The sequence below is a fragment of the Bacillus sp. FSL H8-0534 genome, assembly GCF_038005885.1.
In the GTDB taxonomy this organism is placed as follows: Bacteria; Bacillota; Bacilli; order Bacillales; family Bacillaceae_G; genus Bacillus_A; species Bacillus_A pseudomycoides.
Genome location: NZ_JBBOUC010000004.1, coordinates 1 through 15,575 on the forward strand (window position 1 = coordinate 1; position 15,575 = coordinate 15,575).

The following is a 15,575-nucleotide window of genomic DNA, read 5'->3' on the forward strand; positions in this document are numbered from 1 at the left end:
TATCATTTTTTATTTAATATTTGCTAGAATGCGCTCTGCTCCTAATTGTAAACTGCGTGTTACTATTACATTTATAATAGTAAATACGATTAATAGAATGCTAAACATGCCCCACATACCGATTCCAAAGAAGTAGTATAATCCAACAACCACGCCTACGATTACTAGATCCATCGCAATATTTGCAAGGAAATTCCACAGAGTTGTATACCTGCTTTTAAACAACTTCTGCTCTGAATCCCAATGTATATCCGCCGTTTGAGCGTCCCAACGTGTACCGATTAAATTCGTTAACCAAAGGCCATTTGCACTTAGTAGAAACCATAACAACATAAAGAGTGGTGAAACACCGGCAACAATTGTCATGATAAGACCAAACACAGCTAAAATTGTTATATTTATAAGCCATGCTGTAAAGACTTTTGCAAAAAATATATCTGCTGCCTTTACTGGTAAATAACGATTAACAAACCACGAGCTTCCATCCCTAGAAAAAGACGTTGTAGCAATGACATTACTTCCCATTAAGAATAGTCCTGCACAAAAACCTATGCCAAGAGCTAGACCAGACCATTCTGGCTCTTTTATAAATTTTGTTAACCACTTTAAGTTTCCCTCTTGTACGAAAAGAATAAAGAATAGCATAATTGGCATCACGAAAGTTTGCACAATACAATTTATAAAAAATTGTGGTGTTCGGAATAAAATTTTGAACTCTTTTTTTACATAAGCCTTTATATGTGAACTTTGTACAGTCGATTTTTTTAAGTTCTCTGCTGAGATAGCCTCTTTTTTTGCAGTACTCGTCGAAAGTCCGATAACTCCTTTTAAATATGTACGCTGTGCAACATAGAAGAACAACCCAAAAAACGCTAAGGAAATCGCTGCAAAAATCACAACGTATATAATTCCTTTCCAAGAGGCATTTTCTATTAATCCCATTGCACCAAAGTATGTTGTTGGAAAATAATTTGTCATTTGAACGAACAGAGACGATTGGTTATCAGCAAAGTAATTTGCAACCATATCCCCTGATACTGCACTTTTGTTTCTCCACTGAATAAATACATTAATACCTACGACGAATAATAGAGTTAATATTCCGATAAATACATTACTGCGATCTTTATTCTTGGCTATATTTGTATAACGCATAATAACTGTCATTAAGAGTGATGCGAGTACTAATGGAATAACAGGGAAAAATATATAAATTAATAGTGCATATAAATAGTATGTAATAAATGCACCACTTTGCAAACCGTAAACAATAAAGAGTGGAAATAAAATAAAAGATCCCATTACATATTGTGTAATTAATACCGTAATGAATTTCGCCGTAATAATTTGTGATGGTTGTAGTGGTAAAGGTAATAGGGTTTCAACATCATTATTATAATAAAATACAGTTAAAATGTTCGTAATACTAATTACAAATACCCATATGCTCGCAACAGCTAATCCCATTCCGATTATCGATGTTTCCTGACCAATTGATTTCATTCCAACATACATTCCATATGTAAGTGGACCAATAAATATAAAGCCCGCAAATAGTAATGCTAAAAATGAAAATGCATACGCCCACCGTTTCTTTTTATCCGTTATGATATCTGCATAATTTAATTTCAATAATACTTTTGTTAATGTCCAAATTTTATTCATTTCCTGTCATCTCCAAGAACATTTTTTCAAGTGATTCATTGGATTTAAAATGATCTCGCATTTCATTTAAATTTCCTTGGAACTGCAAATTCCCCTTATTAATAATCGCTACACGATCACATAACTTCTCGGCTACTTCTAGTACGTGTGTAGAGAAGAATACCGTTTTTCCTTTATCTGCATGCTCCCTCATCATCTGTTTTAAAATAAATGCTGATTTTGGATCAAGCCCTGTCATTGGCTCATCTAAAATCCATACATCTGGATCATGCAGAAGAACACCGATAATAATAATTTTCTGTCTCATTCCGTGTGAATAACTTTGAATTTGGTCAGACAATGCATTGTAAAGATCAAATCTCTCTGCTAAAAATTGAATTTTTTCCTGTCTAATTGCATTCGGCACCTCATACATATCAGCCATGAAATTCAAATATTCTATCCCTTTTAATCGCAGAAACATATCTGGACTATCCGGAACATAACCAAATGTTTTCTTTGCCTCCATAGGCTCTTTCATCACATCTTTTCCGTTGATCGAAATTGTTCCTTTATCTATTGCATGAATACCTGTTACCATCTTAATTGTTGTTGATTTCCCAGCACCATTCGGCCCTAAAAATCCAAAAATTTCTCCACTAGGTACTGTTAAACTTAAATCTTTCACAGCATAGGAAGAACCATTATAACTTTTTGACACATTCACAATTTCAATCATTTTATCCAATCCTTTCCTCATTTACCAATAAACTATATCTCTATTATAGCATACTTGTATTTTTAGATTTTTACATTTTTTCAGATTGAATAATCTTTCACAAAATCTTTTTATAATTTATTTATGCATTCAGAAAAAGGAATTCACTATTATTCCTATAGTAAGTATATATATTCATTTTGATTTTCCGACATGTACATCACAGCCGCGAAAATAAAAAGGAATCCCCACTCGTTTTCTCCATTTGGTTTCACGTGGCATAGGGCTAAAAAAGGCATTGACCGCTTCTATCCAAAGACGGACGCTCTCTCCCACCTAAAAGGAAAGTTTTATATCGGTATTTCAATCTATATATAGTTCCTTAGCCATTAAAATATATATATATACCTAGACCAACAATTAAAACAACTGCTAACAAAAGGTAAATCATTGTAAGCCTTGTAATATTCCCTTTCGTTGATTTACTATAATTTTCATCTCCATTTTTCCCGACTACTATTGTTCCAACAACAATTACTGCCACAATCAATAAAACAATTAACATCCACTTAATCATGTGTTCCATTTCCCCCTTCCTCTTGCAACCATTTTACAATATTTTTACTGTTTATAACTTTTAAATATTATCATTTTTCTGAACTTTAATTATATATATTATTCACTTTTCATTTACCTATTTGTTTTACTTATTCTTACGTTTGGATTCTCTATTTATTTATACAACAAACCAATTGATGAAATGGAAGATGCGCCATGACATTCACAACAAAAATAAAAGAATACCACACCCATTCACATATGACCCAAGATGATTTAGCAAAGCTTATTGGTGTTCGACGCGAAACCATTAGTCATTTGGAAAAGAGAAAATATAACCCTTCTTTACAATTGGCTTATGATATTGCAAAAGCATTGAACGCTTCTATTGAGGAAATATTCATTTTTGATGAAGTATAGTAAATCCCCCTCTCTACTATGACGTAGAAAGCGGGATTTTTGTAAAATTTGCACCTATTGTTGAGAATAGCCCAGTGTAGCTAAAAGAATTCATTAAAAAACCCTTAGTTCCCCGTCTTTCCTACAATCCTTATAATATCGGTTAAATCACGAATTTCATATGTTGGTTTAATGCCCATATTATTTTCCTTGCGATACGGGTTGAACCAGCACGTATCAATCCCGTAATTTATTCCTCCTTGAATATCGGAAGTTAACGAGTCACCGATAATTAATACGCTCTCTTTATCTGTAATCTGCAGCTTTGAAAATGCATAATCAAAAATCCCTCGCGCTGGTTTTTGAAATCCAACCTCTTCCGAAATGATAATATGCTCAAAAGTATCACAGAGAGGCGACCCCTTGATTCTAGATTTCTGCACATCTGTGAACCCATTCGTGATAATAGCTAGCCGACAATCAGCAAGCGTTTTACACAAGTCTACAGCTCCTGATACCATATGTATTTCTGTCCCTAAATAGCCAAGATATATACTGTTGAATATGTCAGCATTTATTTCAAGCTTATGAGCTAGAAATAATCTCCTAAATCTCTCCACTCCCAATTCAGATAAAGTTAGAATCCCCTGCTCTAAATCCCTCCATAATACTCTGTTAATCTCTTTATAGCTGTCTTCATAATCTACCAACCCCGTAGGTAATCCGAAATCTACAAACGTTTTATTTAATGCCTTTTTTTCAGACATACTAAAATCAAATAATGTATCATCCACATCGAATAAGATAACTTTATATTTCATAGGTACCTCCATTACTCACTACTGCTCTAGTTTGAATATATATTTCAATTTCTGTTCATAATCAGAACGTCTATAAACCTACCTATATTTTTTCTCTATCTTCTACTACATATTGTGTAGCTGATCCTGGATTTCCCCTTCGAAATTCAGTTCTTTTACTACAGCTTTGTTCATTTATTCTGACTCATTCTTCATTTAATAAAACTATATTATATACATAATACAGGATTTCCCATCAAAACAATTTACATATTACCTCTCTTCTAGTAACAATGTTTTCATATTTTCTAGTTGTTCTTTTGTAAAGCCAAGTCCTTTTTCAGCATAGATTTCAATACTGCCAAATTTATGGGTAATTTCATCAATTGCTGCCTGTAAATACTCTGCACGAGCTTCAAACATAGCCCCTAATATCTCTTTACTTTCCTCATTTTGTAACTTTGCACCTAAAAAGGCCATCATTTTTTGATTTAACTTTTCACGGAATCCGTTACTTAATAAATAATCTTGCATCACCGTTTCTTCCGGGACACCAAGAAGAAGTAATAATAAAGCAGAACCGAACCCTGTTCGATCTTTACCAGCTGTACAATGATTAACTAGCGGTAAATTTCCCGGATCTTGAGCTAGCTGTAGAAAGCGTACAAATGCTTCATTACCCTCTACAAAGCCTTTGTTCATTTTCACTAAATATTCACCTGGTTTTCCAAGCATCGATAAATCTCCGACTTGGAAAAACTCATTAATATTTAGATCTTTTGCTATATCTTGCATGACTGGTAAACAAACTTGACGAACACCAGTGATACTTGGGTTTGGTTTATGCTTTACTTCAAAATCTGTTCGGTAATCACATACTAGTTTTAAACCAGACTGTTGTAAATAAGCAATATCCCATTCTGTTAATCCTGCTAATTCCTCTGAACGATATAAATTGCCCCACTTTACTTTGCGGCCATCACTTGTCTCATAACCACCTAAATCACGGAAATTAAATGCTCCTTGTAGTGATAACCTACGTTCAGCTACAGTAACTACTTGTCCATTATTTGCTACTAATCGAAAATAAGGACGTGCTTTAGGGCTTGGATCTTCTATCGTACAAGAAGATGCTTTTGATACTCTTAATAAAAATTGTCCATTTTCCACAATCTTTTCTGATGAAGTACTCCAATAAATAGCAACTTCCTCTACTTCATCTTCCCATAATATATGTAACTTATTATCTAGATTTCGTTCTACACTTGCTTGTAACCAGCTTTTATGTTGTTTCATCATTTCACCAATACTTTCTCTATATAATCCGTTAAATCAAGCAATACTCTATTTTATTGTATTACAAATATACTAGTTCTGTCGTGACTATATTTATGACACTCCCTTGTCTTTCTTAGAAATTAAGAAAAGATTTCTTGTACTTTTAAGAATGTTGTAGTTGGAATACCACGAAATACATAGGCAATCTGCTCGTCACCTAAATCTTGATATACAACTGTGCCACGCTGAGGATGTGTATAAAATTCTAGTCCATTTATCATTTGCATTGAACTGTAATTTTTAATCCATGAAGATGCCGGATAGTAATTACGCTTCACATGGCGACACGCCCAAAGTGCATATAGTTGTTCTTTTACATCCCAGTACACATATTGCATTTCATTATTTCCTAAACCAATAGATTCGATTCGCCAAGAATTGGAGACTGTAATTGGTAAAGCGTTATATTGTATTTCATTTGGTGAAAACCATTTACTACATCTGCTTATTTCACCACCATTTGGTACTCTTGCTTGAAAACTTAATTGATGAAACGGTTTATTGATTTGTTTTTTTGCCTTCTCTAAATCTAATGGTTGCAAACCTTCCAAGAACTTTTCCATTTCTTGTTGTTGCACAAACCCTTCATCGATCGAAATTTCAATCTGCGTTTTCCATTTAGATATGGCATAACTAACTTTACCTTTATAATTCAGCCCCCTCCAATATACAAGACCATTATACTGAAAGCATTCACCTTGTGCTTGATACATACAACTATCAGGAAATGTTGGCTCCATAATATCTAGAAAAAACTCTTTTACTCGAAATACTCCTGTTCGTGTAAAAACTTGAAACCAAAGTGTTTCCCATTTCTCTCCTTCTTGACGTTCCGATACATTTTCAATATGCCAACCATCAAACAATACAACTGGATATAGTGCAATCATATGTTTAAGCTTTTGTTTTAACATAATAAGCTCCCTCCTTGTTGACTACTTCGGGAGAGGTTATTATTTATCCTTGCATGAGCAGGATTGTCCTCGAATATATAGAATACTAGGAAACAATTCATTACTAAAGCACAGAGGAGGAGGAGCTTTGGATATCATTGCATTGCAACAACAATTGGAGCTCATCCAGCAAAATGACTATACACAGATGCAGAACATCGATCTTAACGAGTTAAGTTCCCATATGATTCAAAACATTGGCACGACTGATAGCTATGTACGTGATCAATTAATATATAAATGTTTTTCACACTTTATTCAAAATGAATTCCTACCCCATGATCAATTGGAGACTTTATTAACAACCTGTCTAAGTAATAATTACTTATATCGAGAAATTGCCTCTCCAAATACGGATGGAGTTTTCACTCGTTCTTATACCACTTTATTAATAGGTTTAATTATACAGTTCGATAATTCTCATTCATTTTTATTACAAGAAACAGTACAAAAAGTAAAAGAAAAGCTTATTACATATATGAATCTTGAAATAGATTACCGTGGATATGTACAAGATAAAGGCTGGGCTCATAGCATTGCCCATGCATCTGATGTTTTTAACGAACTCGTACACAATCCACATATTACCTGTTCCTGCTATGAAGAGATTGCTCATTGCATATTAAATAAAATTTTCATTTACTCTACCGTATATCATAATAACGAAGATGAAAGAATTGTAACCACCCTCCTATCTATGCTTTATTATGATTTCTCAAGAGATCAACTTTTTTCGATTATTTATAAAAAAATAAAACGTTTACCACAGCTCAAAAAAAGACTCTCTTGTCATGAATACTGTAAATTATGTGCAAATTTAAAAACTTTTTTACGAACCTTATTTTTCAGAACAAAAATAGACCCAAACCTTTCTTCTGTAGCAAATCGAGCAGAAAAAATGTTACAAGAATTACATAAGTATTGCTAATTCTAAAGGAGAAAAGAAAATGAGATATATCAAAGACATGCGGAAGCTCGTAGGTAATCACCCGCTTATACTAATTGGTTCACACGTTATTATTGTAAATGAGATATCACTTCAACTCCGCACTGATTTTAATATGTGGGGCATTATTGGTGGTGCTCTTGAATATGGAGAAACATTAGAAGAAGCTGCAAAACGAGAAGTATAGGTTTGCAGAAAAGGATTCTACAACTTTGGAGGAATTATCATGGTAAAATATATTTCGAAAAACCAGATTTCAAAAAATCCCCTTGCCTACATTATGCTTATGAATCTGGAAAAACTGGTGGTACAACACCTGCAGTCTTAAATGCAGCTAATGAAATTGCAAATGTACTATATTTTAAAAATGAAATTTCATTTTTTGATATTGAAAAAACAATTTATTCTACACTTGAGGCACATCACAGCATCACGAATCCCTCTTTAGAAACAGTATTAGAAGCGGATCGTTGGGCACGCGAATATGCAAATCAATTATTAGTTAAAAAATGAAAAAGAGCTAAAACAGACACATTCTCTGTTTTAGCTCTTTTCTTTACGTGTTTAATTTAATAAATCGATACCCATGTGTAACAAGCACTTTTAATATCGCATATCCCGGAATCGCTAAGATGACTCCCATAATTCCAAATAGATTACCCGCTGTTAAAATAATAAAAATAATCGTAATTGGGTGAATATCTAATTTTTTCCCCATGACTTGCGGTGAAATAAACTTTCCTTCTGCCAATTGTACAATCATCATCACAATAATGACTTTTAGAATCATTGCTGGTGAATCAATAAAGGCAATGATTAAAGCAGGTAGAATGGCAATAATCGGTCCTACATATGGTACAACGTTTACAATCATCGCTAAAACTGCAAGTAACACGGCGTATTTAATCCCAATAATTAAATAACCAATTAATAACATAATACCAATAAATAGGCTAACAATAATTTGCCCTCTAATATATGAGCTAATGGCGTAATGCATATCATCTAATATAAGCTTAGCTGAAGATCGTCTTTGTTCCGGAATAAATCTCAAAAAGTATCTTGGTAATTGTTCACCGTCTTTTAAGAGATAGAACAATATAAAAGGAACCATTACAAATGTAAGAACTACTTCTGTAAGTGTACTTAAGAACCCAGTTACATTCCCTGTCACTGATGATAGTGAATTTGTAAAATTTATTGTAGAATCTTTTACAATACTACCTACATCAATATTTAAGCTATCTTGAATCTTTCCAATTATATTACTTTCTCCAAATCTACGTGCTGCCCTTTCAACTTCATGACCGAAATATGGCAAGTTATCTATTAATGCATTTACTTGATCTTTAATAATCGGAATAACTGTTACAACAAGAAAAACAAACAACCCGATTACAAGTATGTATATAGAAGCAATGGAAATGATTCTAGAAACACCTTTTCTTTCTAAAAGCGAAACAAATGGATGTAAAATATAAAATAGTACACCAGCTAACAACACTGGAAAAAAGATTGTTTTTAAAAAGACAATGAACGGTGTAAATACAAACGAAATTTTTGTTAGTAGTAATATATTCACAAATAGTAAGGCAAATCCAAGTAGCACCGCTAAATAATTTTGCTCTTTAAAAAACTTTTTCAGTTTATCTCTCTTTCGTAAATTTATTTTCTCCAAATATACCACCTCTCTAAGTATGAAAAGCCCTTAAAAAGGGCTTTATGAGACAATCAGTAATATATTTCTATTTACATGTAGCTTTTACTACAAATGATACAATTAAAGCCGATACAATTGCACCTAATAAACCAACAATAATATTACCAAACATGCCATGAAGAAATCCCTTCCCTTATCTGCTATAATACCTATAATAGCCCCAACGAAAAATGTGATAATCCATCCCATTTTCCGTTCTCTTTTTCTATTAGGATGTTAATTTATAATTAAATACAAAAGTTATAAACCACCTTATTTAATTACTAGCGCTTTGTAATTCCCATTGAATTATAACTATTCACAAAAGGAGATTTACTACAATAACACGAAATTATGTACATACATTGTATCCAAAAAAACTAAATTCTGTCAAACAACATGGAGATTATAAGTATATTAAAATATCTTTTTTCATTCTAAATTAGGATTTTAGCACGATTCGATGTGAATTGTATCTTATTTCAAGACAAAAACCAACCTACGCTCCCTCTTTCAGAAAGGAGATCGACAAATGATTTTTAAAATGAATCCTGCTTCTATTGAAGTTGCATCCGCTATTTTAGCAATCCAAATTCCTGCTTATCAGGTGGAGGCAAAATACATTAACAGTGTAGCAATCCCACGTTTATATGATACTGTGAAAGACATTCAAAATTGTAATGAGACATTTTATGGATACATCCTTGAAAATAAACTAATAGGTTTTATTTCTTTTGTAAATGAAGGAGCAATTATTGATATCCATCGCCTAGTTGTATCACCCGACTATTTCCATAGAAGAATTGCAACAAAGTTACTCCTTCATTTATTTAGCGCATCCCCTGATACAAGTAAATATATTGTACAAACAGGGAAAGCAAACATCCCTGCCCTTTCTCTATATAAAAAACACGGCTTTGTTGAAGTAAACGACATTGTAGTACCCGACGGAATCGTCCTTACTCAATTAGAAAAAGACAGAAAAAAATAAATAGTTTGACTTGTGTGTTTTATTATGTTATTTTTTACTTTATAAAACCTTTTGCTGAATCCAAATTTTGGAACGGGGGAACCATTTATGTAGCTTATGCTACTTGGGGCGAATCTTTTTTAAGTAGGGGAACTCTCACTTCCCGAGTCCGACAGCTAACCTCGTAAGCGTAATGGGAGAGGGAAGGTGCTTTTTACCTATGTTACACTGTATCCCTCCTTAACTATAAAGTGTATGGAATCGTTATCACAAAAAACTATATTTATAGTAAAGGAGACTTTTACAATGTTACGTTTATCAGATCATGAAATAAAAATGATGGAGCAACGCCTCCGATTGGAGCAACAGCGTACGTATCAAGCAAACAAAATTGTAGATAGTTTACATCACAAATATTTTTTTCAACATATTTTTCAGCCGAAAAGATAAATTAACATGTTAAAATTGCTAATAGGTAATGATAGAAACGTTATAAATTAAAAAACTATGCTGCACTTTACTAAGTTAGACCTTTCATGCTTTTTCTTTCTTTAAGTGAAAAAACATTATTCGATTTATTCAGAAAAACAAAACTTCATTACCATGTGTAATGAAGTTTTGTTTGCTACTGAATCACTTAGAACATACGTCCTTTTAGTTCTCATATAATCTTTCTTTCTTACTAAGCCTCCTTATTATGATTATATAGGCACAAAACAAAGCACACTTTCCAAACAAGCAACTGCAAAGTTTGGAAAATAAGATACTATGCTGCAGTTACTAAATTTCTTTTCTGCTTTCTCCTATTCTTTTTCTTGTACCACCACATATATATTCCAGTAAACATTAAAATAGATGGAGTAAGTCCACCGATTACATATAAGACTTTTGTAAATAGTCCACCAAATGTCCCTGTATGTAACGGAAGATGCCAAGTTTGATAGGTAAGTCCACGATCTACATTGGGATCCATCTTTGCGATTACTTTTCCACTATACTGGTCCATCCACACCTGGATCATACGAGCGGCTCATACGAATTTCGATAGCCCCTTCTGCCTTTCCTTGTTTCACCTTCTCTGGAATTCTCACTTGCATAATTGTTCCTTCTGGCACTTCTTTTTCAGCTGTATGTAACAATCGATCAAGAAGAATCTTTCCTCCTGAAAGAGGTTTAGAAATTAGCTTTTCTTTCGCTGGCATCACAGTAGCCTTTGCACCAAACCATCCAAAAATAGTTTTATCATACACAAAAAGACCTCCCGTTAACGAAACGATAAGTAAAAATGGAACAGAAACTGCACCAATAACTCTATGTAGATCAAATTGCTTTACATATTGATTCTTGCTTTGACGAATATTGAACTCCCCCCCACCTACCTCTACACGAGCCTGAGGTGGAGGATTCTCCTGTTTCGGCCCTAGCAAAAACAGTTCCTCTCGTTCAACAAAGAGGATACAACGATATAGAAGTTCCGTAGTGTCCCTAAGACGACCCATTCGATCTTCCGAGGAAAACAAAAGAGGTACAGCTACTTTTTTCTTATATCGAGAGTAGAACACCTTGTCATGCATCCAGTTCCTAGACTTGTTATCTGCTCTGGTAATAAGCGTAGGAGACTGGGACAAAGCGTCCTTTTTTATCATGCAAGTAGCTTTGCTAGTTTTTTCTTTTCACTTTTAAACAAGTGTAACCTTTCGATTTGTAAGGCTTCTTTCGGCTGATCTACATCGTATAGCTGATAGAAATGATGCGTGCGAATATCCAATCGATTATTCAGTTGATGCCAATGACTCCAGTGATGTGCATCTTTCTTTGGAATATAAGGCTGCAGAACCCGCGGCACTTTTTCTTTGTATCCTAATCCCCGGCGCCCAATCGTAAAAGCAGCAGATTGATGAATAGAGATACCGAATTTTCGCATATATTTCATCTTTCCTGCAATCGAAGTGTAAGCGGGATTGACTTGAAAGACAGCCACGCCCCTTTTATCCGCGCGGCCTAGAATTGCACTTGTCATCTTTTCATAAGCGAACATACTCTTCATTCGATTCGCTCACTTATTTCCATAACGATCCCCTGTTTTCGATTGGGTTGTATCTAACTTCTCGATGACAATTGGCTTGTTATACCGCTCCGCTAAGTCTACTAAGCGAACGGCCTCCGCTTCGATTATCTTTGTGATTTGTCCGGTGGATTTACCTAGAATTGAAAAACGGGGGGCACCACTTCCTTTGTAATTCCCGTCCTTCGTTACATTCGCCCAAGCAAAATGTTCGAGATTGCAATCCACACCAATTGCGCCATCTGATGTACTATAATTCGTATGAGAATTTTCTGGCACATCGACTAAACATTTCACAATGTAATACTCCCCATGATCTTCCACAGACCACGCAATCGGTTTGCCATGTTTTTTCTTATTCTTACACTGTAATTGGGTTGTGATTACTTCTTTTATGATTTCTTGTCCATACGGGAATGTAACAGCTGGGAACTTAAGTGTTTTTCCGGAACTTGTCGTCATCCATAATTCCTGTGTCTCAGGCACATACTGAAACCCAAAATTTCCATATTTGGCATCTTTACGGCCAGATAGAATGAGTTGTTTATTTCGAGCACGAGAAAATAATATTTTCCATTTGTCATGGTTACGTACAAACTCATCGATGGTAAATCGAAAGCGAAACAGTTTTTTGCTTCCAAATACTGCGCTTGGAATATGCGTTTTATATGATGCAAGTTTCTGTGTTAAACGAAGTTGTCTGTGGGTTAAACGAAGTTGTCTGTGGGTTAAAAGGCCGATTTTCGCCTGGATTCTTTTGATTTGAGCATCTAAGTACTGGTGTTCAAACAGAGATTCATTCAGCCAAATTAAGGTGTCTTTTTTACGAGATAAGGAGATGAGGTTGTTGTGCTTCACGAAGCGGGTGTTTTTTAGAAACGTCAGCTTTCCTTTCACACAACTTTGTTTGATTTTGCGAAGATTTGCCAGTTTTGTCCGTTCTTGTTTCAACTTTTTCTTTAGTTTCTTAACCTTCTCCTGTGTTTGTTTCTCATATATTTTTTGTAACTCCATTAAACCTGTAAACAATGCCTTCGCTTCTTGCGTCGCACTGTTTGCATAGTAATCATTCAATTGATAATTCCGCTTGAGAACAAGATGAAGACTATCCGCATGCATCTTTCGGTTCCAACGTTTTTCCCGAACAATCGTTTGAAATGCAAAGCGTTTCGCCCGATTACATGTTTCGATTGTCTGTGTTAATGCCTCTACCATTTCATATGGTAAATCTGTCTTATAGATTCGTTTCGAAAAATACGCTTTCTTCACCTGTTCTCACCTCATTTTGTTTGATAAGATCATTATACAACAAAACAAACATACGTTCTTTCAAAAAAGACAAAACCGAGAAGACCTCCACCTTCACTTCGTTTAGAGGAGGGGGTCTTCTCGGTTAAAATGATAAATGAATCTCATCTTCAGAAGCAGTATACGGACCGTACTTTGGCAAAGAATCTACTAAAAAAAGCAAGGTGCTACTACATCCCAACACCTTTTATTGAGCTCTAACATTTTTGTCTGCTCCATTTCTCATTCCCCCAGCTTTCTCAATCCTATTTATAAACGACATTTCTCCACTTCTCATTCCTCTCTAAAATTCACATCATATAACCTGAACGTCCGTTTCTCTTCGCCCGATAATTTTTCACTTTCGCAATCGTACCACACGCTCTCCCATCTTTACCTCCAGCATACATACCACACCAACGTTTACTCCCATTACGAGAATAATCATAAAAAACCCAGCGGCAATCTGGACATGCTTTTAACCGGCTCCATCTCTTTTGATCAATAGCAACCAAAATACTTTGTAAAATCATCGTATACAAATTTTCTTCTCCAATTGGTTCATATGCAACAGAATCCATATTCTCTGTCACACATACTCGAAACGGATACTTTCTAAACCATTCTTGTAGTGTCCCTTTCTCCTCAACCACGAAACGAATTCCATCTCTAAATTGCTTCAGCTCATCCAACGTACCAAAAGAGAGTTCCTCATCAAAATGGTTTCTCATAAATTGAAGTACATCATCTACTGTATTAAGCTCATCTACCTGCTTTCTTGTGTCATTTGGAATTCTCCATGTATTTAAAAAATCTCTTACAACTTCTAATTGTCCTGGTGCCTCTTGGCCGTGACTCAAATTCATTCACCATCTTTCTAAAATTTACTTTTTTCTGACTTTATGTATAATTATAATATAAAACAGTTAACCATTAAAATGTTTTAATGGTTACATCACAGGAGGGATTTTATGAAGAACTTTTCAATACCCATACGTTTTATACTCATTTCTTCCTTTTTCATGGCATTTGGATACTTTGCTGTGTATGCCTTTCTCGCTATTTATTTATCTAATTTTTTACACTTTTCTGCCATGCAAGTAGGAACAATTTTAACAATTATGACTATCACATCACGAGTTATCCCTTTATTTTCTGGTATCATTGCCGACAAAGTAGGCTATATGATTATGATGATATCTGGTTTACTATTAAGAGGCATTGGCTTTATTTGTTTAGGGATATTTTCAGAGTTTCATACTATTTCAATTTCTGCTTCACTAATTGGATTTGGAACTGCATTTTATGAACCCGCTGCACGCGCTGTATTTGGCTCACAACCTGCTCGTATCCGAAAAGATTTATTTACATACTTAAATCTTGCTTTTAACAGCGGAGCTATTATCGGCCCAATTGCTGGCAGCCTGTTACTCATATGGAATCCTTTGTATCCATTTATACTTACCGGATCACTCATGTTATTATTTGCTGTCCTTTTTTATCTTCTTAGAAATCACTTTCAAGTTTCTACAGAAAATGTACAGCTCTTATCTGGATTCAAAGTCGTCTTTGAAAACAAGCATTTCCTCTCATTCTCAGGCATCATGATTTTCTTTTACATTATGTTCACTCAACTTACTGTTGCTCTTCCTCTTCATATGACCAACATCAGTCATAATGAAAAATTAGGAGGAATTGTTATTACATTGAATGCTATTACAGGCGTTTTATTTATGATCGCCTTTAGGAAAATCTTTCACAAATACAATACACTATCGATTGTAAAATATGGCGTTCTATTAATGGGAATTTCTTTTTTACTAATCCCCTTATTTCAAGATCCGTATTGGCTATTTGTTTGTGTTATTTTATTTACAATCGGTGAAACGCTTGTATTGCCTAATGCTGACATTACAATTGCGAATTATAGTAATGAATCTTATACAGCTACATATTTTGGTTTTTATCAGCTCTCACTTGCTATTGGCTTTATAATTGGAAACTATACAGGAACATGGCTTACATCACAGATGCAAGGGACGTATACACCTTGGTTTATTTTGGGAACACTTGGTGTTACAGGTTTTATTTTGCTTCATATTTTAAAAAATATGGAGCAAAAACATGAAAAAGAGATGATTCATACAGGATTATAAACGTATATAATGCAATGAAAAGCACCGTCCAGTCTATTGAAC

Annotated in this window: 15 protein-coding genes, 4 pseudogenes and 1 riboswitch; of the genes and pseudogenes, 7 read left to right on the plus strand and 12 right to left on the minus strand. The window is 34.3% G+C overall.

Annotated elements, in window-relative coordinates:
* Positions 1-9 precede the first annotated feature (9 nt).
* From MHH71_RS29370 to MHH71_RS29380, 3 genes are all read right to left on the minus strand, one after another.
* Positions 10-1,665 carry a putative ABC transporter permease subunit gene (locus MHH71_RS29370; protein WP_033798969.1) on the minus strand — a complete coding sequence of 552 codons (1,656 nt, stop codon included), beginning with the start codon at positions 1,663-1,665 and terminating at the stop codon, positions 10-12.
* Positions 1,658-2,383 carry an ABC transporter ATP-binding protein gene (locus tag MHH71_RS29375; protein WP_017151715.1) on the minus strand — a complete coding sequence of 242 codons (726 nt, stop codon included), beginning with the start codon at positions 2,381-2,383 and terminating at the stop codon, positions 1,658-1,660. The genes MHH71_RS29370 and MHH71_RS29375 overlap by 8 nt, the downstream gene beginning before the upstream one ends.
* Before the next feature lie 361 nt (positions 2,384-2,744).
* The gene (locus MHH71_RS29380) at positions 2,745-2,939 is read right to left on the minus strand and encodes a hypothetical protein (RefSeq protein ID WP_026008613.1); all 195 of its coding nucleotides are present in this window, start codon (positions 2,937-2,939) and stop codon (positions 2,745-2,747) included.
* A 197-nt stretch (positions 2,940-3,136) separates the two neighbouring features.
* Here MHH71_RS29380 and MHH71_RS29385 point away from each other — a divergent pair, with 197 nt between their 5' ends.
* Entirely contained in the window at positions 3,137-3,340 is a 204-nt protein-coding gene (locus MHH71_RS29385) for a helix-turn-helix transcriptional regulator (RefSeq protein WP_033798968.1), read from the plus strand.
* A 104-nt stretch (positions 3,341-3,444) separates the two neighbouring features.
* On the opposite strand, the gene MHH71_RS29390 is transcribed toward MHH71_RS29385, so the two are convergent.
* The 3 genes from MHH71_RS29390 to MHH71_RS29400 all read right to left on the minus strand — a co-directional run bounded on the left by MHH71_RS29390 (position 3,445) and on the right by MHH71_RS29400 (position 6,371).
* The gene (locus MHH71_RS29390) at positions 3,445-4,140 is read right to left on the minus strand and encodes a YjjG family noncanonical pyrimidine nucleotidase (RefSeq protein WP_018766292.1); all 696 of its coding nucleotides are present in this window, start codon (positions 4,138-4,140) and stop codon (positions 3,445-3,447) included.
* Between the two features lie 252 nt (positions 4,141-4,392).
* Positions 4,393-5,415 (minus strand): tyrosine-protein phosphatase, encoded by a 1,023-nt coding sequence (locus MHH71_RS29395; RefSeq protein ID WP_018766291.1) that lies wholly within the window; start codon positions 5,413-5,415, stop codon positions 4,393-4,395.
* 122 nt (positions 5,416-5,537) lie between these two features.
* A complete protein-coding gene (locus tag MHH71_RS29400; RefSeq protein WP_006095295.1) occupies positions 5,538-6,371 on the minus strand; it encodes a hypothetical protein in 834 nt (277 codons plus the stop codon).
* Positions 6,372-6,498: 127 nt separating this feature from the next.
* On the opposite strand from MHH71_RS29400, the gene MHH71_RS29405 reads away from it, so the two are divergent.
* From MHH71_RS29405 to MHH71_RS29415, 3 genes and pseudogenes are all read left to right on the plus strand, one after another.
* Positions 6,499-7,338, plus strand: a complete 840-nt coding sequence (locus tag MHH71_RS29405) for a DUF2785 domain-containing protein (RefSeq protein WP_018766290.1) — start codon at positions 6,499-6,501, stop codon at positions 7,336-7,338.
* 19 nt (positions 7,339-7,357) lie between these two features.
* Positions 7,358-7,540 (plus strand): annotated as a pseudogene (locus tag MHH71_RS29410) (NUDIX domain-containing protein); the annotation flags it as partial.
* 44 nt (positions 7,541-7,584) lie between these two features.
* Positions 7,585-7,869: pseudogene (locus tag MHH71_RS29415) on the plus strand (1-deoxy-D-xylulose 5-phosphate reductoisomerase); the annotation flags it as partial.
* A 43-nt stretch (positions 7,870-7,912) separates the two neighbouring features.
* Here the strand turns inward: MHH71_RS29415 and MHH71_RS29420 are convergent.
* Complete coding sequence (locus MHH71_RS29420) at positions 7,913-9,034, minus strand: AI-2E family transporter (protein WP_018766287.1); 1,122 nt, start codon at positions 9,032-9,034, stop codon at positions 7,913-7,915.
* 553 nt (positions 9,035-9,587) lie between these two features.
* On the opposite strand from MHH71_RS29420, the gene MHH71_RS29425 reads away from it, so the two are divergent.
* Both MHH71_RS29425 and MHH71_RS29430 read left to right on the plus strand, forming a co-directional pair.
* Complete coding sequence (locus MHH71_RS29425; protein WP_006095290.1) at positions 9,588-10,046, plus strand: GNAT family N-acetyltransferase; 459 nt, start codon at positions 9,588-9,590, stop codon at positions 10,044-10,046.
* 42 nt (positions 10,047-10,088) lie between these two features.
* Positions 10,089-10,232: riboswitch (cyclic di-AMP (ydaO/yuaA leader) on the plus strand.
* 99 nt (positions 10,233-10,331) lie between these two features.
* Entirely contained in the window at positions 10,332-10,475 is a 144-nt protein-coding gene (locus MHH71_RS29430; RefSeq protein WP_003198661.1) for a hypothetical protein, read from the plus strand.
* Between the two features lie 316 nt (positions 10,476-10,791).
* Here MHH71_RS29430 and MHH71_RS29435 read toward each other — a convergent pair whose 3' ends face one another.
* The 5 genes and pseudogenes from MHH71_RS29435 to MHH71_RS29455 all read right to left on the minus strand — a co-directional run bounded on the left by MHH71_RS29435 (position 10,792) and on the right by MHH71_RS29455 (position 14,243).
* Positions 10,792-11,046 (minus strand): PepSY domain-containing protein, encoded by a 255-nt coding sequence (locus MHH71_RS29435; protein ID WP_231382332.1) that lies wholly within the window; start codon positions 11,044-11,046, stop codon positions 10,792-10,794.
* Complete coding sequence (locus tag MHH71_RS29440) at positions 11,018-11,452, minus strand: PepSY-associated TM helix domain-containing protein (protein WP_006095288.1); 435 nt, start codon at positions 11,450-11,452, stop codon at positions 11,018-11,020. The genes MHH71_RS29435 and MHH71_RS29440 overlap by 29 nt, the downstream gene beginning before the upstream one ends.
* 215 nt (positions 11,453-11,667) lie before the next feature.
* Positions 11,668-13,359, minus strand: a pseudogene (locus tag MHH71_RS29445) (IS200/IS605 family accessory protein TnpB-related protein).
* Between the two features lie 133 nt (positions 13,360-13,492).
* A pseudogene (locus MHH71_RS29450) lies at positions 13,493-13,617 on the minus strand (class I SAM-dependent methyltransferase); the annotation flags it as partial.
* A 71-nt stretch (positions 13,618-13,688) separates the two neighbouring features.
* Positions 13,689-14,243, minus strand: coding sequence for a CGNR zinc finger domain-containing protein (locus MHH71_RS29455; RefSeq protein ID WP_006095284.1), 555 nt, complete (start codon positions 14,241-14,243; stop codon positions 13,689-13,691).
* A 105-nt stretch (positions 14,244-14,348) separates the two neighbouring features.
* Between MHH71_RS29455 and MHH71_RS29460 the strand changes: the two genes are divergently transcribed.
* Positions 14,349-15,533, plus strand: coding sequence for an MDR family MFS transporter (locus MHH71_RS29460; protein WP_018781778.1), 1,185 nt, complete (start codon positions 14,349-14,351; stop codon positions 15,531-15,533).
* Positions 15,534-15,575: the final 42 nt, after the last annotated feature.